Origin of the sequence: Saccharopolyspora cebuensis, from assembly GCF_039542665.1 — a bacterium.
Taxonomy (GTDB): domain Bacteria; phylum Actinomycetota; class Actinomycetes; order Mycobacteriales; family Pseudonocardiaceae; genus Saccharopolyspora; species Saccharopolyspora cebuensis.
Genome location: NZ_BAABII010000006.1, coordinates 22092 through 41690 on the forward strand (window position 1 = coordinate 22092; position 19599 = coordinate 41690).

At 72.7% G+C, this 19599-nt stretch carries 18 protein-coding genes; 3 read left to right on the forward strand and 15 right to left on the reverse strand.

Features of this window, described 5'->3' with window-relative positions; all coding sequences use genetic code 11:
• Positions 1-39: 39 nt before the first annotated feature.
• The 8 genes from ABD976_RS11735 to ABD976_RS11770 all read right to left on the reverse strand — a co-directional run bounded on the left by ABD976_RS11735 (position 40) and on the right by ABD976_RS11770 (position 8004).
• The gene (locus ABD976_RS11735) at positions 40-555 is read right to left on the reverse strand and encodes a DUF4333 domain-containing protein (RefSeq protein WP_345361800.1); all 516 of its coding nucleotides are present in this window, start codon (positions 553-555) and stop codon (positions 40-42) included.
• 127 nt (positions 556-682) lie between these two features.
• The gene (locus tag ABD976_RS11740; RefSeq protein WP_345361803.1) at positions 683-3457 is read right to left on the reverse strand and encodes a DEAD/DEAH box helicase; all 2775 of its coding nucleotides are present in this window, start codon (positions 3455-3457) and stop codon (positions 683-685) included.
• Positions 3458-3548: 91 nt separating this feature from the next.
• Positions 3549-4427: a diacylglycerol/lipid kinase family protein gene (locus ABD976_RS11745; RefSeq protein WP_345361806.1), complete on the reverse strand. Its 879-nt coding sequence runs from the start codon at positions 4425-4427 to the stop codon at positions 3549-3551.
• A 45-nt stretch (positions 4428-4472) separates the two neighbouring features.
• Positions 4473-5459 (reverse strand): twin-arginine translocase subunit TatC, encoded by a 987-nt coding sequence (tatC, locus tag ABD976_RS11750; protein WP_369774593.1) that lies wholly within the window; start codon positions 5457-5459, stop codon positions 4473-4475.
• An 18-nt stretch (positions 5460-5477) separates the two neighbouring features.
• Entirely contained in the window at positions 5478-5756 is a 279-nt protein-coding gene (gene tatA, locus ABD976_RS11755; RefSeq protein WP_345361809.1) for a Sec-independent protein translocase subunit TatA, read from the reverse strand.
• 80 nt (positions 5757-5836) lie between these two features.
• Positions 5837-6037: a bacteriophage holin gene (locus ABD976_RS11760; protein WP_345361812.1), complete on the reverse strand. Its 201-nt coding sequence runs from the start codon at positions 6035-6037 to the stop codon at positions 5837-5839.
• 18 nt (positions 6038-6055) lie between these two features.
• Positions 6056-7027, reverse strand: coding sequence for a helix-turn-helix transcriptional regulator (locus tag ABD976_RS11765; protein ID WP_345361815.1), 972 nt, complete (start codon positions 7025-7027; stop codon positions 6056-6058).
• On the reverse strand, positions 7024-8004 hold the full coding sequence (locus ABD976_RS11770) for a helix-turn-helix transcriptional regulator (protein WP_345361818.1): 981 nt from the start codon (positions 8002-8004) through the stop codon (positions 7024-7026). Before ABD976_RS11770 ends, ABD976_RS11765 begins: the two co-directional genes overlap by 4 nt.
• Positions 8005-8266: 262 nt before the next feature.
• Here ABD976_RS11770 and ABD976_RS11775 point away from each other — a divergent pair, with 262 nt between their 5' ends.
• Positions 8267-8965, forward strand: a complete 699-nt coding sequence (locus ABD976_RS11775) for an SDR family oxidoreductase (protein ID WP_345361821.1) — start codon at positions 8267-8269, stop codon at positions 8963-8965.
• Position 8966: 1 nt separating this feature from the next.
• On the opposite strand, the gene pafA is transcribed toward ABD976_RS11775, so the two are convergent.
• Entirely contained in the window at positions 8967-10325 is a 1359-nt protein-coding gene (gene pafA, locus ABD976_RS11780) for a Pup--protein ligase (protein WP_345361824.1), read from the reverse strand.
• Between the two features lie 67 nt (positions 10326-10392).
• Here pafA and ABD976_RS11785 point away from each other — a divergent pair, with 67 nt between their 5' ends.
• On the forward strand, positions 10393-11892 hold the full coding sequence (locus tag ABD976_RS11785) for a bifunctional phosphatase PAP2/diacylglycerol kinase family protein (protein ID WP_345361827.1): 1500 nt from the start codon (positions 10393-10395) through the stop codon (positions 11890-11892).
• Between the two features lie 326 nt (positions 11893-12218).
• Here ABD976_RS11785 and prcA read toward each other — a convergent pair whose 3' ends face one another.
• The 4 genes from prcA to dop all read right to left on the reverse strand — a co-directional run bounded on the left by prcA (position 12219) and on the right by dop (position 15874).
• A complete protein-coding gene (gene prcA, locus ABD976_RS11790) occupies positions 12219-12956 on the reverse strand; it encodes a proteasome subunit alpha (RefSeq protein WP_345361830.1) in 738 nt (245 codons plus the stop codon).
• A gap of 71 nt (positions 12957-13027) precedes the next feature.
• On the reverse strand, positions 13028-13888 hold the full coding sequence (gene prcB, locus ABD976_RS11795; protein WP_345361833.1) for a proteasome subunit beta: 861 nt from the start codon (positions 13886-13888) through the stop codon (positions 13028-13030).
• Positions 13889-14034: 146 nt separating this feature from the next.
• Positions 14035-14226 carry a ubiquitin-like protein Pup gene (locus ABD976_RS11800; protein WP_345361836.1) on the reverse strand — a complete coding sequence of 64 codons (192 nt, stop codon included), beginning with the start codon at positions 14224-14226 and terminating at the stop codon, positions 14035-14037.
• 148 nt (positions 14227-14374) lie between these two features.
• Positions 14375-15874 (reverse strand): depupylase/deamidase Dop, encoded by a 1500-nt coding sequence (gene dop / locus ABD976_RS11805; RefSeq protein WP_345361839.1) that lies wholly within the window; start codon positions 15872-15874, stop codon positions 14375-14377.
• A gap of 180 nt (positions 15875-16054) precedes the next feature.
• Between dop and ABD976_RS11810 the strand changes: the two genes are divergently transcribed.
• Positions 16055-16492: an NUDIX domain-containing protein gene (locus ABD976_RS11810; RefSeq protein WP_345362528.1), complete on the forward strand. Its 438-nt coding sequence runs from the start codon at positions 16055-16057 to the stop codon at positions 16490-16492.
• A 1-nt stretch (position 16493) separates the two neighbouring features.
• Here the strand turns inward: ABD976_RS11810 and ABD976_RS11815 are convergent, their stop codons facing one another.
• Together ABD976_RS11815 and arc are read right to left on the reverse strand one after the other, a co-directional pair.
• Complete coding sequence (locus ABD976_RS11815) at positions 16494-17441, reverse strand: aldo/keto reductase (RefSeq protein WP_345361842.1); 948 nt, start codon at positions 17439-17441, stop codon at positions 16494-16496.
• Positions 17442-17539: 98 nt separating this feature from the next.
• Positions 17540-19321, reverse strand: a complete 1782-nt coding sequence (arc, locus tag ABD976_RS11820) for a proteasome ATPase (RefSeq protein WP_345361845.1) — start codon at positions 19319-19321, stop codon at positions 17540-17542.
• Between the last annotated feature and the right edge of the window lie 278 nt (positions 19322-19599).

Sequence of the window (19599 nt, forward strand, 5' to 3'; positions counted from 1 at the left end):
CGCGCCCGTCGACCGGAATTCCCGCGGTGACCGGAGCGCTCAGCGCGGGTGGCCGACCTCGTACACGCCGCGCTCGTTCTTCACCGTGATCACGACCGTCCGGGTCTGCCCGTCGACGCGGACCTGGCACTCGAAGCGGCGCCCGGGCTCGACCGGCTCACCCTCCGGGCACCGGACCTGCTCGATCCCGGCGAGCTGGTAGGACTCCGCGAGCGTGCGCTCCACGCCCTTCTCCACGCTCGCCGCGTCCAGCACGGTGCGGTTGAACCAGCCGGGCGCGACGAACCCCAGCACGCCGACGACGGCCGCCACCACCACGAGCCCCGCGGCGGTCAGCACCCAGGGCAGCGCCGAGCGCTTCCGGCGCGGCGGCTGCGGCCCCCCGAACCCCCGTCCCCCGAACATCTCGGGCTGCTGCGGCGCCGCGTAACCCCCGTAGCCGTATCCCGGCGGTTGCTGCGGATGGCCGCCGGGCGGGCCGTACCCCTGCGGGTACGCCGGTCCGGGCGGGCCCCACTGGGGCGCACCGCCGGGCGGACCGTAGGGGCTGGACATCGACACCTCCGCACCGGTCATCACACGTTCGCGGTAGATCCAACCACAACCGCTCCCGCGCTCGCGTCGCCCGGCCGGGCTCAGCGCCGCCGACGACGGCGCGGCCGGGCACCGGACGGGATGCGCGTCAGACCGCGCCGGCGGCCACGACCCCGCGCCGGATCGCCGTGACGGCCTTGGCCGCCGCCGAACCGACCGGATCGGCCTTGCCGGTGACCTCCCGGACCTGGTCGAGCAGGTCGACGACCTGGCGGCACCACCGCACGAAGTCGCCCGCCGAGAGCTCGTGCCCGGCGCTCTCCGCCGTGGTCAGCACCCGTTCCAGCGATTCACCGCGCGCCCAGCGGAACACCGGCCAGGCGAAACCCGGGTCGGGCTCGCGGGTCCGGTCGAGCCGGTGCCGCCGCTCGTCGTCCTCCAGCTCGCTCCACAGCCGCCAGGTCTCGTCCAGCGCATCGCTGATCGGGCCGGACGGCACCTGCGGCGCGATCCCCTCCCGGCGCGATTCGTAGACCAGCGCGGAGACCACCGCGGCGAGCTCGGCGGGGCCCAGCCCGCGCCACACCCCGGCCCGCAGGCACTCGGCGGCCAACAGGTCGGACTCGCTGTAGAGCTGGGACAGCCGCCGCCCGTCAACGGTGACCGGCTTCTCGGGTTCCTCGGGCACGAGGTACTCCCGCTCGGACAGCAGCGCGACGATCTTGTCGAACGAGCGGGCCAGCGAGTGCGTGGTCGCCGAGACCTTGCGGCGGAGCTGCTCGGTCTCGGCCCGCAGCCGCTCGTGGCGCTCGGCCCAGCGCGCGTGGTTCTCCCGGTCGTCGCAACCGTGGCAGGGGTGGGCGCGCAGCGCCCGGCGCAGGGTGGCCAGCTCCTCGTCGTCGGCGGCGTCGGAACGGCGGCGCGAACGACGCCCCTCCGAGGGGCTCAGCCCGGTGTTGCGCAGCGTCGAGGCCAGGTCGCGCCGGGACTTCGGCGACCGGGTGTCGACGTGCTTGGGCAGCTTCAGCTTGCCCAGCGGCTCCACCGGCGAGGTGAAATCGGCCACCGACAGCCGCCCCGACCAGCGGTCCTCGGTCACCACCAGCGGACGCGGTTCGTCCAGGTGTTCCACGCCCGGGTCGATGACCACGGCCAACCCGGACCGGCGACCGGAGGGCACCGCGATCACGTCGCCCTTGCGCAGCTTCTCCAGCGACTTGGCCGCCTCCGCGCGCTGGGAGGCGCGGTTCTGCCGGGACAGGTACTTCTCCCGCTCCGAGATCCGCCTGCGGAGCTGGAAGTACTCCTGGAAGTCCCCGAGGTGGCATTCCATCGCCTCGGCGTAGCCGCCGAGCGCCTCGGCGTTGCGCTCGATCCGCCGGGACTGGCCCACCACCGACCGGTCGGCCTGGAACTGGGCGAAGGACTGCTCCAGCAGGTCCCGAGCGGCGTCCCGGCCGACCCGCTGCACCAGGTTGACCGCCATGTTGTAGCCGGGGCGGAAGGACGACCGCAGCGGGTAGGTGCGGGTGGAGGCCAGCCCGGCGACCTGCTTCGGGTCCACACCGGGCTGCCACACCACGACGGCGTGGCCCTCCACGTCGATGCCGCGCCGCCCCGCGCGGCCGGTGAGCTGGGTGTACTCGCCGGGGCTGAGGTCGACGTGGGACTCGCCGTTGAACTTGACCAGCCGCTCCAGCACGACCGTGCGGGCGGGCATGTTGATGCCCAGCGCCAGCGTCTCGGTCGCGAACACCGCCTTGACCAGGCCGCGGACGAACAGCTCCTCGACGGTCTCCTTGAACGCGGGCAGCAGCCCGGCGTGGTGGGCGGCGACCCCGTGCTCCAGCGCGTCCCGCCACTCCCAGTACCCGAGCACGGTCAGGTCCGACTCGGGCAGCGACGCGGTGTGCTCGTCGATCACCTCGCGGATCTCCGCGAGCTCGTCCTCGGTGGTCAGCCGCAGGCCGGCGCGCAGGCACTGGGCGACCGCCGCGTCGCAGCCCGCCCGGCTGAAGATGAACACGATGGCGGGCAGCAGCCCCGCCGCGTCGAGTCCGCTGAGCACCTCGACCCGCGACGGCGGGAAGAACCGGGGCGGGCGCTGACCGCCGCGCTTGGGCGGTGGCGCGCCGCGCCGCCGCTGCGGCGCGTGGGTGCGGGTGATCTGCTGGGTCCGGCGCAGCAGGTGCGGGTTGATCGTCAGCTCGCGACCCTCGGACTCGCCGCCGAACAGGTCGAACATCCGGGAGCCGACCAGCATGTGCTGCCACAGCGGCACCGGGCGGTGCTCGTCGACGACCACCGTCGTCTCGCCGCGCACCTCCTGCAGCCACTCGCCGAACTCCTCGGCGTTGCTCACCGTCGCCGACAGGCTGGCGAGCTGCACGTGGTCGGGCAGGTGCAGGATGACCTCTTCCCAGACCGCGCCGCGGAACCGGTCGGCGAGGTAGTGCACCTCGTCCATCACGACGTACCCGAGCTGGTCCAGGCTGCGCGACCCGGCGTAGAGCATGTTGCGCAGCACCTCGGTGGTCATCACCACCACCTGCGCGTCGCCGTTGATCGAGGTGTCACCGGTGAGCAGCCCGACGGCGTCGGTGCCGTGCCGCTCGCACAGGTCCGCGTACTTCTGGTTGGACAGCGCCTTGATCGGCGTGGTGTAGAAGCACTTGCGGCCCTCGGCGAGCGCGAGGTGCACCGCGAACTCCCCGACGACGGTCTTGCCCGCGCCGGTCGGGGCGCACACCAGCACCCCGCGCCCCGCCTCGAGGGCCTGGCAGGCGGTGCGCTGGAACGGGTCCAGCTCGAAGTCCATCCCCCCGGCGAAGTCGGCCAGTCCGGGATGTGCGCTGCGGCGGTTGTGCGCCGCGTAGGCCTCGGCTGGGGTCAGCTTGGCGGTGTCGGAACGGCTTGCAGCCACCCCCCAAGGCTTTCACATCGAGCCGACGCACGTCGCGGGCACGGCCCCGCCGCGTCGTGACCTCGCCCACCCGCGACCGCTCCGCCGCAGGTCAGGCCGCCACTTCGAGGGCTCCCGGGGCGCACCGCACGCTCACCGGCAACCGGGCCTGCGGCTCCCCGTCGGCGTGCGCGAGCCACCCGTTGGCACCGCCCAGCCGCACCCGCCGGGCCCGCACCGCCCGCACCGCGGGGTGGTCGACGTGCCGTCCGGTGCGCAGCCGCGGCAGGATGCCCAGCAGGTCGCGGCGCCGGACCGCGCCGACCACGGTCACGTCGAACAGCCCGTCGCCCAGGTCGGCGTCCGGGCAGATCGGGATGCCGCCCCCGTAGCTCGTCGAGTTGCCCACCGCGACCAGGGTGGCGGTCAGCTCCACCGCGATGCCGTCGAGCTCCACCCGCAGCGGCATCGGGCGCAGCCGGGCCAGCTCGGCGAGCACCGCCGCGTCGTAGCGGCGCTGGCCGCGCGGCCAGCGCATCCGGTTGGCCCGGGCGTTGACCGCGGCGTCGAAGCCCGCGCACAGCACCGTCCCGAAGTAGCCGCCGCCCGCGATCTTGCCGAGGTCCACCCGCCGTCGCCGTCCCGCCCGCACCGCGCGCACCACCTGCCGCACGGCGTCCAGCGGGTCCGGTGGCAGGCCGAGGCCGCGGGCCAGGTCGTTGCCGGTGCCGCACGGCAGCGGCGCCAGCGCCGTGGCGGTCCCGGCGCAGCTCTGCACGGCCAGGTGCGCCGCCCCGTCACCCCCGGCGACCACCAGCAGGTCCGCGCCTTCGGCGACGGCCCGGTCGGCCGCCGCCGCGGTCGCCGGGGCATCGCGGGCGATCACCACCCGCAGCTCGCAGACGGCGCGGAGGTGGCGGGCGATCAGCCCGGCCACCTCCACCGTCAGTCCGCCACCGGCGACCGGGTTGATCAGCAGCACTCCACGCACGAGGAACGATCTTCGTGCACGGGACGCCGGTCCGGCCAGGGCGGGTCAGGTCGCGTCGTCGTGCCGCACCGACGTCCGGCCCGCCCCGAGGTCGGCCGGGTCCGAGCCGACCGAGCTGAGGTCGGAGGCCGAGCTGTCGACCTTCGACGCCTCGTCGAGGCCCAGGCCCTCCAGCCCGTCCGCCGCCCGCTTCTTGGCCTGCCTGCGGTCGTGCGCGCGGCAGATCAGCATCGCGATGCCGAACAGCAGGCACAGCGCCGCGGCCAGCACCACCATCGAGAACGGGTCCTGCCCGGGGGTGGCGATGGCGGCGAACACGAACAGCGCGAAGACCAACCCGCGCCACCAGCTCTTGAGCTTGGCGTAGGAGACCACGCCGGCCCGGTTGAGCATCACCAGGATCAGCGGCAGCTCGAAGCTGATCCCGAAGATGATCAGCATCAGGAGCACGAAGTTGATGTACTCGCCACCGGTGAGCGCGGTCATGAACGACTCGCCGCCGAAGCCCACCATGAAGCTCAGGCCCTCCGGCACGACGTAGTACGCCAGCACCGCGCCCGCCGCGAACAGCAGGCTCGCCAGCAGCACGAACGTCCGCGCGAACGAACGCTCCTTGGTGTAGAGGCCGGGCGTGATGAACGCCCAGAGCTGGTACAGCCACACCGGGCTGAACAGCACCGCGCCCACCGCGATGCCGACCTTCAGCCGCAGCATGAAGACCTCGAACGGCTTGGTCTGCAGGAGCTGGCAGGAGCCGTTCGGGGAGACCCGCTGCTCGACGGGCAGCGCGCAGTACGGCCCGAGCAGGAGGTCACCGAGCGTGGGCAGCCCGAACAGCGAACCGGAGAACCACCAGAACCCGAAGATCGCGCCGACCAGCACCGCCACCAGCGCGATGCCCAGGCGGTAGCGCAGCTCGTAGAGGTGATCGGCCAGCGACATGGTGCCGTCGGGGTTGTGCCGACGGCCCCAGCGCTTGCGGTCCTTGCGGAACGGGTTCAGGCGGCGCAGTGGACTGGCAGTGGCACCCACCGTGTGTCCCCGTTCTGGTCAGTTCTTGGACTCGTCGCGCTGCTTGTCCTCGACCGGCGGGGTCACCGACGGCGTCACGGACTCGCCCGAGGTGAGCTCGCGCGACTCGCGCTCGGCCTTCTCGCGCTTCTTCGCCTCTTCGCGCTCCTCGTCCTCCTTCATGCCGCGCGCCTCCGCCTTGAACACGCGGGCGGACTGGCCGAGCGAACGCGCCATCTTCGGGAGCTTCGTGGCGCCGAAGAGCAGCACCACGACCAAGACGATGAGGATGAGCTCCCAGCCACCTGGCAGACCCATTGGTGCACAACCTTTCGTGATAGAGCTGCGGGGGCCATGCTACGCGGAGCGCGGCCCGGGCAGTACCGGCCTGATGGGCGTCAGCCACGCCACCGATCGCCGAAGGCGACCCGCAGACCGGCGAACCGCGCCCGGAGCAACCCGGCGCGGTCGGTGACACCGCCCACGACCTCCCGCTGGGCGGACCGGAACGAGCGCAGGCCCCGGAACACCCGGAGCACCGGCCAGGCCAGGCCGACCAGGCCCACGACCAGCAGGACGAGACTCAGCACATACGGCACCCGCCCACGGTAACCCGGCTAGGTGGACGCGAGGTGACCAGCTCGTGCCAAGGCCGCTTCCGCGCGACGACGCACGTCCACCGCCAGGTCGTCCGGAGCGAGGACCCTGATCAGCCCACCCTGCCCGAGCACCAGCCGCACCATCCAGGACCGGTCGGAGTAGCGCATCCGCACCCGGCTGGACCCGCCGGGCAGCTCCTCGACATCCTCCACCGGGTAGTACTCGGCGACCCAGCGGGCGTCCGGGGACAGCTCCAGCTCCGCGCTGGGCTGCTCCGGATCGGGCCGGAACAGCCCGCCGGAGACGTCGGTCGGTTCCGCGTCGGCGGGCGGTCGGGCCACCTCGTCGAGGACCTCCGCGTCGTCGATGCGGTCCAGCCGGAACAGCCGGACACCGCCCGCCGCGCGGCACCACGCCTCCAGGTAGCTGCGCCCGTCGAGCAGCAGCAGCCGCATCGGGTCCACCACCCGGTCGCTGATCTCGTCGCGGGAGATCGTGTAGTAGCGGATCCGGGCGGCCCGCCGCCGGGTGGTCGCGTCCTGGACCGCGGCGCGGACCTCCGAGCGCACGAACGACTCGCGGCCCTCCAGCCCGACCACCACGCCCGCCGGACGCGCCTGGCCGACGGCGTCCTCCACCTTGGCCAGGGCCCGCCGCACCGCTCCGGTGTCGGTGATCCCCGGCGTCTCGGCCAGCGCCCGCAGCGCCACCAGCAGCGCGGTGGCCTCGGAGGCGGTGAGCCGCAGCGGGCGGCGCATCCCCGCGTCGTAGGTCACCGTGATCGAGTCGCTCTCGAAGGACAGGTCGATGAGGTCGCCGGGGCCGTAGCCGGGCAGGCCGCACATCCAGAGCAGCTCCAGATCGCGGCGGAGCTGCGCCTCGGTGACGCCGAAGTCCGCGGCGGCCTCCGCGACGAGGACCCCCGGCCTGCTCAGCAGGTACGGCACCAGGGCGAGCAGCCTGGGCAACCGCTGGGACGCGCTGGTCATCGCTCCTCCCCCGGCTCGGCGACCCCGAGGTGGATCTCGTGGACGGTCTTGCGCAGCGTCTCGGGTTCGAGCACCGCGACGTCGGGCCCGTACCCGGCGAGCCAGCTCGCGGCCGACTCCGGGTAGACGAGGTCGAGCTCCAGCACGTCCCCGGCCTCGTCGCCGAGCTGCAGCCGCTCGACCGGGGTGGCCCGCCTGCGCAGGCCCTGGGCGCGGCCGTCGACCGCCCACACCCGGGCGCGGGTCGGCGGCACCGGTCCGTGCGACTCGCCCGCGACGATGCGCAGCAGGTCGGTGTCCGGCGGGCGGCGCACCTGCCCGGCCGGTCCGGTGGCGGTCACCTCGCCGACGACCCGGGACAGCCGGAAGCACCGGGTGGCGCGGCGGTCCTGGTCGTGCCCGACGACGTACCAGCGACCGCGCCAGGACACCACGCCCCAGGGTTCGACCGCGCGCCGCTGCGCCTCGGGGCTGCCTGGCCGCCGGTAGTCGAACCGCACCGCCCGGCCGGCCTGCACCGCCGCGAGCAGCGGGGCGAAGGCGGGCTCGCCGGTGCGCACCCGGGGCTCGACCACGGCCGAGGAGCGCTCGTCGACCTCCACGCCGGCCGCCCGCAGCTTGAGCAGCGCACCGCGCGCGGCGGTGGTGAGCTCCGGGGAGTCCCACAGCCGCACGGCCAGGGCCAGCGCGGCGGCCTCGTCCGGTTCCAGGTCGACGTCGCCGAGCTCGTAGTCGCGGCGGGCGATCCGGTAGCCGTCGGCCCCGTCGAAGGCGGAGTTGCGCCCGGTCTCCAGCGGGATGCCCAGGTCGCGGAGCTCCGCCTTGTCCCGTTCGAAGGTCCGGAAGAACGCCTCGTCGGTGGGCGCGTCGGCGTAACCGGGCACGATCGCCCGGATCCGCTCCGCGGTGAGGTACTGGCGCGTGGACAGCAGGCACAGCACCAGGTTCACCAAGCGTTCAGCACGCACAGTGGCCACTTCGGAACTCTAGCTCGCACGAATTCGATCATGCGTTCGGGTCGGCTTCCGGCACCCGCGCCGAACGTGAATTAATTTCACTCACCGCTGAAGTGATCGCGAACGCCGAACCACCGCGACAGCTCGCTCACCCGTCCGTGAAGTGAGTGAGGGGCACCCTGTACCACGTGACGCGGTACAGGGTGCCCCTCACTCGGGAATGGGTGCCGGATGCGCGCGTTCGAGCGTCCCTGGACCCGGTGATCTCCGTAAGGTGAGCGGCATGAGCGCTCCCGTCATGATGATCACCGGCGCCTCCCGCGGGATCGGCGCGGCCACCGCACGCGCCGCCGCGCAGGCCGGCTACCGGACCGCGCTGCTGGCCCGCTCCGCCGACGCGGTGCGCCCGCTGGCCGACGAGCTGGGGCCGGACTCGCTCCCGCTGGCCTGCGACGTCGCCGACTGGCCCGCGATCAGCGAGGCGGTGCGCCGCGTCGAGGAGCACTTCGGGCGGCTCGACGTGGTGTTCGCCAACGCCGGGCAGAGCCTGCGCACGTCGTTCCTCGGCGACGGCGGCGCCGATCCCTCGGAATGGGGCTCGATGGTGCTGGCCAACGTCGCCGGACCGGCGCTGACCGCCCGCGCCGCGCTGCCCGCCCTGACCCGCGGCGCCGGGCACCTGGTGCTCACCGGGTCCAACGCCGGACGCGGCATCCGGCCCGGCAACCTCTACTCCGCGACCAAGTGGGCCGTCACCGGGATGGCGCAGAACATCCGGGCCGAGTGCGTGGGCACCGGCGTGCGGGTGACCCTGGTGCAGCCGGGCATGGTCGAGACCGGGATGACCGCCGACCGCACCGAGGTGCCCAAGCTGCGCCCCGAGGACATCGCGGCGGCCGTGCTCTACGCGGTGGGGCAGCCGCCGACCGTGGACGTCAACGAGATCATCGTCCGGCCCACCGGCCAGCAGCCGGCGTCGTAGCTCACAGCGAGCTGATCAGCCGCTCCACCCGCTCGTCGACCGCCCGGAACGGGTCCTTGCACAGCACGGTGCGCTGCGCCTGGTCGTTGAGCTTGAGGTGGACCCAGTCGACGGTGAAGTCCCGGCCCGCGTTCTGCGCGGCGGCGATGAAGTCGCCGCGCAGCTTGGCCCGGGTGCTCTGCGGCGGGGTGTCCTTGGCCGCTTCGATCTCGCCGTCCTCGGTCGCCCGGTCCACCAGGTCCTTGCGCTGGAGCATGTCGAACAGGCCCCGACCGCGGCGGATGTCGTGGTAGGCGAGGTCGAGCTGGGCGATCCGGGGGCTGGACAGCTCCAGGCCGTGCTTGTCGCGGTAGCGCTCCAGCAGCCGGTACTTGATCGCCCAGTCCACCTCGCGGTCGATCAGCGAGTAGTCCTGGTGCTCGACGGCGTCCAGCGCCCGGCCCCACAGGTCCAGGATGCGGTCGGTCATCGGGTCCGACCCGCGCCGCTCGACGTAGTCGAGCGCCCGGCCGTAGTACTCGCGCTGGATGTCCAGCGCCGAGGCCTCGCGCCCGCCCGCCAGCCGGACCGTGCGGCGACCGGTCATGTCGTGGCTGATCTCGCGGATGGCGCGGATCGGGTTGTCCAGGGTGAAGTCCCGGAACTGCACGCCCTCCTCGACCATCTCCAGCACCAGGTGCGCCGCGCCGACCTTGAGCAGCGTGGTCACCTCGGACATGTTCGAGTCGCCGACGATCACGTGCAGCCTGCGGTAGCGCTCGGCGTCGGCGTGCGGTTCGTCGCGGGTGTTGATGATGGGCCGGGAGCGGGTGGTCGCGCTGGACACGCCCTCCCAGATGTGCTCGGCTCGCTGCGACAGGCAGTAGACGGCGCCGCGCGGCGTCTGCAGCACCTTGCCCGCGCCGCAGACGAGCTGGCGGGTCACCAGGAACGGCAGCAGCACGTCGGCGATCCGGGAGAACTCCCCCGACCGGCCGACCAGGTAGTTCTCGTGGCACCCGTAGGAATTGCCCGCGGAGTCGGTGTTGTTCTTGAACAGGAAGATGTCGCCGCCGATGCCCTCGTCGGCCAGCCGCCGCTCGGCATCGATGAGCAGGTCTTCCAGGATGCGCTCGCCCGCCTTGTCGTGCGTGACCAGCTGGGTGAGGTCGTCGCACTCGGCGGTGGCGTACTCCGGGTGGGACCCCACGTCCAGGTAGAGCCGCGCGCCGTTGCGCAGGAACACGTTGGACGAGCGTCCCCACGACACGACCCGCCGGAACAGGTAGCGCGCCACCTCGTCCGGGGAGAGCCGACGCTGACCGTGGAAGGTGCAGGTGACCCCGAACTCGGTTTCGATGCCAAAGATCCGCCGCTGCATGTCCTCCACACTAGGCGCTCGCGCGGCAAACGGCGGTCCGCCGTTCGGGCACGGTAGCGTATCGGGAATGCTCGACCGGTTGCGCGCGGCGATGGCGCGGGTCGACGGCACCGACCGCGAACTGGCCCGCCGCAGTGCCCTGCTGCCCCGTTCGGCGGCCGATCCGGCGCTGAAGACGCTGAGCACCGCCGCCAACCACAGCCTGCTCTGGCTGGCCATCGCCGCCGTGCTCGGGCTGCGCGGCGGACGCACCCGCCGGGCCGCGGTGCGCGGCGCGGCGGCCATCGCCGGGGCGAGCGCGACGACGAACCTGGTCGGCAAACCGCTGCTGCCGCGCCGCCGCCCGGCCGCCGAGCTGGTCGCCCCGCACCGCAGGCTCACCGACCCGCCGGTGTCCTCGTCGTTCCCGTCCGGGCACGCCGCCTCGGCCGCCGCGTTCGCCACGGCCGTCGCGATGGAATCACCGGTGCTCGGCGCGGCGCTGGCCCCGGTCGCCGCGGCGGTGGCGTACTCCCGGGTGCACACCGGCGTGCACTGGCCGACCGACGTGGTCTGCGGCGCGGCCCTGGGCACCGGGATGGCGCTGTCCACCCGCCGCTGGTGGCCGGTGCTGCCGGAGGACTCCACGGAGGTCGAGGTCGCCGAGCTGCCCGCGCTGCCGGACGGCGCCGGGATGCTGGTGCTGCTCAACCCCGACTCCGGGGACGGCGTCCCGCCCGCCCAGTGGGTCACCGAGAACTGGCCCGCCGCGAAGGTCACCTACCCCGAGCCCGGCGGCGACCTCGTCGCCGACCTCGACGCGGTGGTGGGACGCGAGCAGGTCCGGGCCCTCGGGGTCGCGGGCGGGGACGGCACCGTCGCCGCGGCGGCCACCGTCGCGGCCCGGCGCGGACTGCCGCTGGCGGTGCTGCCCGCCGGAACCCTGAACCACTTCGCCCGCGACGCCGGGGTGCCGACCGCCGACGCCGTGGCCGACGCCGTGGCGCGCGGCACCGGGTGCGCGGTGGACCTGGGCACGCTGCGGGTCGACGACGCGGTCGAGCGGTGGTTCCTCAACACCGCGAGCATCGGCGGCTACCCCGACATGGTGCGGTTCCGCGAGCGGTGGGCGCCGCGCTGGGGGAAGTGGCCCGCCGCCGCGGCGGCGCTGATCCGGGTGCTGCACGAATCCGCACCGATGCACGCGGTGGTCAACGGCGAACCGCTGCTGGTGTGGGTGCTGTTCGTCGGCAACGGCGCCTACGCCCCGCGCGGGTTCGCCCCCGCGTGGCGGCCGAGCCTGGGCACCGGCACCCTCGACGTCCGCTACGTCCGGGCCGACCTGCGCTGGTCCCGGTTGCGCTTCGTGGCCGCCGCGCTGGCCGGGACGCTGCAGCGCAGCAGGACCTACGTGGAGCGGCGCAGCCGGGAGCTCGACGTGGCCGTGCTGGGGGAACCCGTCACGATCGCGATGGACGGCGAACTGGGCCGGAAGGGAACCCGCTTCACCTTCGACGCGCACGAGGGCGCGCTGCGCGTCTACCGCCCGGCCCCGGGCCCCGGAGCCGACCACCCCACCCGTTCGTGAACCGAGTGAGGATTGCTTTCGCCAATGGCCTGCGTGGCGGTGCCGGTAGCGGAACCTCAGCGGTCTTCTCGCTCCGGGATCGCCTCCTGATGTACCAACGACGTACACGGCGTCGGCGCTGTCCTCGCGAGAAGACCGCGGAGAACCCGCTGCGGTGCAAGCTGACAGCCCCACCGCATGCGGCTCCGCCGCATCCTGAAAGGACCCCTCACCGGGACAAGGGGGCCCTCACCTCGATTCCTCCGCGCGTGCTGTGCTGGGTGAGGGGCACCTTCATCCGGCATAGCCGGATGAAGGTGCCCCTCACTCGGGTGGACGGGTGCGGGTCAGGAGTCCTCTTCGGATTTCTCGGCGGAGTCCGAACCGGACTTCGACTCCTCGGGCAGCAGCGCGGTCAGCGCCGCACCGGAGATCCGGCGGAACGTCCGGTGCGGACGGCCCCGGTCGAGCACCGCGACCTCCAACTGGCCCACGCCGAGCTTGCGGGAGGAATCCCCGCTGGAGGACAGCGCCTCGATGGTCAGCCGCGCCGCCTCGGCGAGCTCCATGCCGTCGGTGAACGAGTCCTTGAGCACCGAGGTGATCGCGTCGGTCTGCCCGCCCATCACCACGTACTGCGGCTCGTCCACGATGGAGCCGTCGAAGGTGAGCCGGTAGAGCTGGTCGTGCTCGGCGGTGTGGCCGACCTCCGCGACGCAGATCTCCACCTCGAAGGGCTTGATCTGCTCGGTGAAGATGGCGCCGAGGTGCTGGGCGTAGGTGTTGGCCAGCGACCGGGCGGTCACGTCCCGCCGGTCGTAGGAGTAGCCGCGGACGTCGGCGATCCGCACCCCGGCCACCCGCAGCGCCTCGAACTCGCTGTAGCGGCCCACTGCCGCGAACCCGATCCGGTCGTAGATCTCGGCGACCTTGTGCAGCGTCGGCGAGGGGTTCTCGGCGACGAACAGCACGCCCCCGGCGTACTTCAGCACGACCACGCTGCGGCCCCGGGCGATGCCCTTGCGGGCGAGCTCGGAGCGCTCCCGCATGAGCTGCTCGGGAGAGGTGTAGAAGGGCATCGTCACGGCTGTGCACTCCTGGATCGAATCTGCTCGCCCTGCCGGCGAAGTGGCGGTGGCACTCGGGTGGCGGGCGGTCAGCCGCCGGGGTTCTCCATCCGGTGGTTGACCACCTCGGAGGTGAGTTCGGCGACGCGCTCCTCACCGGTGCGCACCGCGCCCTCGGCGGCGGTGATGGTGACCAGCGAGGGGTAGATCCGGCGCGCGAGGTCCGGGCCGCCGGTGGCCGAGTCGTCGTCCGCGGCGTCGTAGAGGGCCTCGACCGCCGAGCGCATCGCCGTCTCGACGTCGGCGTCCGGGTCGAAGCGCTTCTTCAGCGCCGCCTTCGCGAACAGCGAACCGGAGCCGACCGCGTGGTAGCCGCCCGCCTCGTTGTACCGACCACCGGTGACGTCGTAGGACACGATCCGGCCCGCCCGGTCCGGGTCCTCGGCGTCCACGTCGAACCCGACGAACAGCGGCACCACGGCCAGGCCCTGCATCGCGATCGGGAGGTTGCCGCGCAGCATGGTGGCCAGCTTGTTCGACTTGCCGTCCAGCGACAGCGGCACGCCTTCGAGCTTCTCGTAGTGCTCCAGCTCCACCGCGTAGAGCCGCACCATCTCCAGCGCGATGCCCGCGGTGCCCGCGATGCCGACCGCCGAGTAGGAGTCGGTGACGTAGAGCTTCTCCATGTCCCGCTGGGCGATCAGGTTCCCGGAGGTGGCCCGGCGGTCACCGGCGAGCACCACCCCGCCCCGGAAGGCCACCGCCACGATCGTCGTGCCGTGCGGGGCGCGCACCGCGCCGTCCGAGCTCTGGCCTCCCTCCGACAGCGGCCGGTTGCCCGGCAGCAGCTCGGGCGCCGCGGAACGGAGGAAGTCCGTGAACGACGACCCGGGCGTGAGGTAGGCGGACGGCAAGGCCGGGGTCGAGACCCGGGCCGAGCTGGAATCCATCGGCGACATCGTCTCCTGCTCGAAGTGACTACCACGTCATGCTCACCGGCACCGCGGGCCCCAGGCCCGCCAGCCGGGCGCGCGGGTGCCCGTGCGCCGGGCTGACGGGCCTCGGCCCGGTCCCGGCGCACGGGTCGCGCTGCGGGTTACTGCCCGCCCTTCTGCACGTAGGCGCGGACGAAGTCCTCGGCGTTCTCCTCCAGGACGTCGTCGATCTCGTCCAGGATGGCGTCGACGTCTTCGCCGAGCTTCTCGCGACGTTCCTGACCGGCGGCCTCGGAGCCCTGCTCCTCGTCACCGTCCCCGTCGCCGTGCCGGTGCACCTTCTCCTGGGACATCTCGCCTCCCGGTGGTTGCCCTCGGGGGAGGCCCCGCCCACGGGGACTCCCTGCCGTGAACACTACCCATCCGACGCCCTGTTGGCCCACAGCCACACGGGGCATTCCCGATCTTCGGCGACCCGCTCCCCCGGCAGAGCCGGCCTGCTCAGCCCTTCGTGAGGGAGTCCACCAGCTCCTCGGCGCTCGCCGAGGCTTCCAGGATCTCACCCACGTGGGCGCGCGTGCCGCGCAGCGGCTCCAGGGTCGGGATGCGCACCAGCGACTCCCGCCCCAGGTCGAAGATGACCGAGTCCCAGGACGCGGCGGCCACCTCGGCGGGGTAGCGCTCCATGCAGCGCCCCCGGAAGTAGGCCCGGGTGTCCTCCGGTGGGGTGGTCACCGCGGCGCGCACCTCGTCCTCGGTGACCAGCCGCTGCATCGAACCGCGCGCCACCAGCCGGTTGTAGAGGCCCTTGTCCAGCCGCACGTCCGAGTACTGCAGGTCGACCATGCCGAGCCGGGACGAGGCCCAGCCGAGGCCGTCGCGGGAGCGGTACTGCTCCATCAACCGCAGCTTCGCGGGCCAGTCCAGCCGGTCGGCGCAGCTCATCGGGTCGTCGCCGAGCAGGTCGAGGACCTCGCCCCAGGTCCGCAGCACGTCCTGGGCCTCGGGCCCGCCGCCCCGCTCCTCGACGTGCCGGGCGGCCCGCTCGTGGTAGGCGCGCTGCAGGTCCAGCCCGGTGAAGCGGCGGCCGTCGGTGAGCTCCACCGCCTGCTTGAGGGTCGGGTCGTGGCTGAGCAGGTGCACCGCCCGGACCGGGTCGGCCAACCGCAGGTCGTCGAAGCGCTGCCCGGACTCGATCATGTCCAGCACCAGCGCGGTGGTGCCCAGCTTGAGGTAGGTCGAGGTCTCCGCCAGGTTCGCGTCGCCGATGATGACGTGCAGCCTGCGGTACTTGTCGGCGTCGGCGTGCGGCTCGTCGCGGGTGTTGATGATGCCGCGCTTGAGCGTGGTCTCCAGCCCGACCTCGACCTCGATGTAGTCCGAGCGCTGGGAGAGCTGGAACCCCGGCTTCTCCCCCGCCTGCCCGAGCCCCACCCGACCGGAGCCGCAGATCACCTGCCGGGAGGCGAAGAACGGCGTGAGACCGCTGATGACCGCGGTGAACGGGGTGCTCCGGTCCATCAGGTAGTTCTCGTGGGTGCCGTAGCTGGCGCCCTTGCCGTCCACGTTGTTCTTGTAGAGCTGGATCGGCGCGGTGCCCGGCACGCTGGCGGCCCGGATCGCCGCCTCCTCCATGACCCGCTCCCCGGCCTTGTCCCAGACCACCGCGTCGCGCGGGTTGGTCACCTCGGGCGCCGAGTACTCGGGGTGCGCGTGGTCGACGTAGAGCCGCGCGCCGTTGGTGAGGATGACGTTGGCCGCCCCGAGGTCGTCGCCGTCGGGCCCGCCGTTGTGCTGGTGCGACGCGCTGAGGTCGAAGCCCCGCGCGTCCCGCAGCGGCGATTCGACCTCGTAGTCCCAGCGCGCCCGCCGGGCCCTCGGGATGTCGGCCGCCGCCGCGTAGGCGAGCACGATGTGCGTGGAGGTCAGCACCGGGTTGGCGCTGGAGTCGCCCGGCACGACGATGCCGTACTCGACCTCGGTTCCCATGATCCGCCGCATACCCCGCAGCGTACGGGGTGCGGACGCCGGAACCGAGGACGTGGCGGCCGTTGTGACCTACTCAGTGCCCGTTCCGGTGTTCCCCGCGCGTGCGAGCATCGGGACGTGGGAGCGGAGGCGGAGCTGGTGGCGCGGTACGACGCGCGGGGGAACGTCGTGGGCGCCGTGCGGCGCGACCGGATGCGCCGGGAGGGGCTGTGGCACGCCGCGGCCTCGGTGCTGGTGCTGTCCCCCGACGGCGCGTCGGTCTACGTGCACCGCCGCACCGCCACCAAGGACGTCTACCCGGGCCGGTACGACTGCTGGACCGGTGGGGTGGTCGCGGCGGGCGAGGACCCCGGCACCGCCGCCGTCCGGGAGCTGGCCGAGGAGCTGGGCGTCCGGGGCGTCGCGCCGCAGCCGCTGTTCCGCCTCGCGTTCGAGGAGGGCAGCGTCCGCTACCACGCGTTCTGCTACCGCACCAGCTGGGACGGCCCGGTCCGGCACCAGCCGGAGGAGATCGCCGAGGGCGGCTGGATGGGCCTGGCCGAGCTCCGGGAGCGGCTGGCCGACCCGGCGTGGCCGTTCGTGCCGGACGGGCGCCGGCTCGTCGAGGAGTGGTTCGCCCGCGGGGGCTGACCTACTGCCAGGCCAGCGCGGCGCGCTCGCCCCAGTAGGTCGCCGGGTCGCGGGCCGCGGTGGCGAGCTCGTCCAGCTCGTCGGCGGTCAGTTCGAGGTCCAGGCCCGCGAGGTTGGAGCGGAGCTGGTCGACGCTCGCCGGACCGATGAGCACCACGTCGGCCCACGGCTGGTGCAGCGCGTGCGCCAGCGCCACCGCATCGGGCGCGGTGCCGCGGCGGCGGGCGATCCCGGCCACCGGCTCGGGCGGCTGGACGGCGAGCCTGCCGTTGGCCAGGCTCTCCTTCACCAGCACCCGCCAGCCCCCGGTGCGCACCTCCGCGAGCACCCGGCCGGCCGAGGGCTCCAGGGAGTTCCAGGTGGCCTGCACCGAGCTGAAGAGCTGCCGGCCGCCCACCTCCAGCTCCCAGGCGCGTTCGATGGCCTCGCCCTGGGCGGCGCCGCTGGTGGACAGGCCCAGCGCGACGCCCGCGTCCCGCACCCGGGCCAGTTCCCGTTGCAGCGCGACGTCCTCGAACAGCGGGCTGTCGGTGGTCAGCGAGTGCACCTGGTACAGGTCGATCCGGTCGTCGAGCAGTTCCCGGGTCTGCGCCCACTGGGACCGCAGCCGCTCCAGCGAGTGCTCCTTGACCTCGTGCACCTCGGTCTCGACCTGCCAGTCGGCGACGTAGGCGTAGCCCCACTTGCTGGAGACCACCACGTCCTCGTGCCCGGAGGTCCGCAGCCAGTCGGCGAGGAAGTGCTCGGCGCTGCCGTAGGAGCGGGCCGCGTCGATCCAGCGCAGGCCCGCGGCGTGGGCGGCGTCGAGCACCGCCCGGGTGCGCTCGCGCATCACCTCGGTGCTGCGGTGGACCGGCAGCACGTCGGTGCGGCCGAGGTTGATGTAGGCCGGACGGCCCAGCGCGGCCAGTCCGATCCCGAGGCGGTGCGGCGGTGGAGCGGGGATCATGCCCGCAACCTAACCGCTGCCGCGCCGCCGCGACACTCGACGCGGGCCGGGGACCCCACCGCAGGCGGTGACGTCCCCGGCCCGTCGTGCCGGTGCGCTCAGAGGTACTGGCCGGTGTTGGTGGCGGTGTCGATCGCCCGGCCGGACTCCTGGTTCTTCCCGCTCACCAGGGTGCGGATGTAGACGATCCGCTCGCCCTTCTTGCCGGAGATGCGGGCCCAGTCGTCGGGGTTGGTGGTGTTGGGCAGGTCCTCGTTCTCGGCGAACTCGTCGATGATGGCGTCCTGCAGGTGCTGCACCCGCAGGCCCGGCTGCCGGGTCTCCAGCACCGACTTGATCGCCGCCTTCTTCGACCGGTCGACGATGTTCTGGATCATCGCGCCGGAGTTGAAGTCCTTGAAGTACAGGACCTCCTTGTCCCCGTTGGCGTAGGTGACCTCCAGGAACCGGTTCTCGTCGCTCTCGGCGTACATCCGCTCGACCGTGGTCTGGATCATCGCCTCCAGGCAGGACGCCTTGTCGCCGCCGAACTCCTTGAGGTCCTCCTCGTGGATCGGCAGCTCGGGGGTCAGGTACTTGGAGAAGATGTCCTTGGCCGATTCGGCGTCCGGGCGCTCTATCTTGATCTTCACGTCGAGCCGGCCGGGCCGCAGGATCGCGGGGTCGATCATGTCCTCGCGGTTGGAGGCGCCGATCACGATGACGTTCTCCAGCCCCTCGACACCGTCGATCTCGCTGAGCAGCTGCGGCACGATGGTGGTCTCCACGTCGGAGGACACCCCGCTGCCCCGGGTCCGGAAGATCGAGTCCATCTCGTCGAAGAACACGATCACCGGCGTGCCCTCGGAGGCCTTCTCCCGGGCCCGCTGGAAGATCATCCGGATGTGCCGCTCGGTCTCGCCGACGAACTTGTTGAGCAGTTCCGGTCCCTTGATGTTCAGGAAGTAGGACTTCGCCTGCCCGTCGTCGTCACCCCGGGCCGCCACCACCTTCTTGGCCAGCGAGTTGGCGACCGCCTTGGCGATGAGCGTCTTCCCGCACCCCGGCGGGCCGTAGAGCAGCACGCCCTTGGGCGGGCGCAACTGGTACTGCACGTACAGGTCCGAGTGCAGGAACGGCAGTTCCACGGCATCGCGGATCTGCTCGATCTGGCCGCCCAGCCCACCGATGTCGTGGTAGCGCACGTCCGGGACCTCTTCCAGCACGAGGTCCTCGACCTCGGCCTTGGGCACCACGTCGTAGGCGTAGCCCGCCTTGCTGTCCACCAGCAGCGAGTCACCGGACTTCAGACCGGTGTCGGTCAGGTGGTCGGTGAGCCACACCACCCGCTCCTCGTCGGTGTGCCCGACCACCAGCGCGCGGGGGCTCTCCCCCACCCCGCTGATCAGCAGCTCCCGGAAGGTGCAGACCTCACCGGTCTGCTCGAACGCACCGGCCTCGACCACGGTGAGCGCCTCGTTGAGGCGCACCGACTGGCCCAGCTTGAGCTCCTCGGTCTCGACGTTCGGGGACACGGCGACCCGCATCCGGCGCCCGGACGTGAACACGTCGATCGTCTCGTCCTCGTAGCGGCGCAGGAAGACCCCGTAGCCGCTCGGGGGCTGGGCGAGTCGGTCGACCTCTTCGCGCAGCGCCGTGAGCTGGCCCCGCGCTTCCTTCAGGGTCTCGGTGAGTTTGGCGTTCCGTTCGGTGAGCTGGCTCACTCTCTCGGATGCCTCGGCCAGCCGCTTTTCCAGCAGGCGCGCCTGTTGGGGCGAGTCGTTGAGCCGCCTGCGCAGCAGGGCCACCTCGTCCTCGAGGAGGCGGATCTGGCTGCGCAGCTCCGCGTTCGGCTGCTCCCCGCCCTCCACAGGTCGGTTGCCGGGACGGTCTTGCTCCATGTCGGCATCCTCCTCCCGTGCTCGTACCACCACGGTACCGGCGATCACCGACGACGGCGGCGTCGTGAATGCCCGCCGGGTCGCTCAGCGTGCCACACAATCCCACCGATACCCACGAATTGCGCCATCTCGTCACCCCGCGTCCCGGCACCCGGACGGGGAGCCGGACACGGTGCGTTGACCCCGCAGGGCCGTTCGGTGCGTACCACCGGCCGCGACGGCGCGGCGCGGGCGCGGCCCCTCCGGTGCGCCACCCCGCACCCCCCGGCGACCCGGCG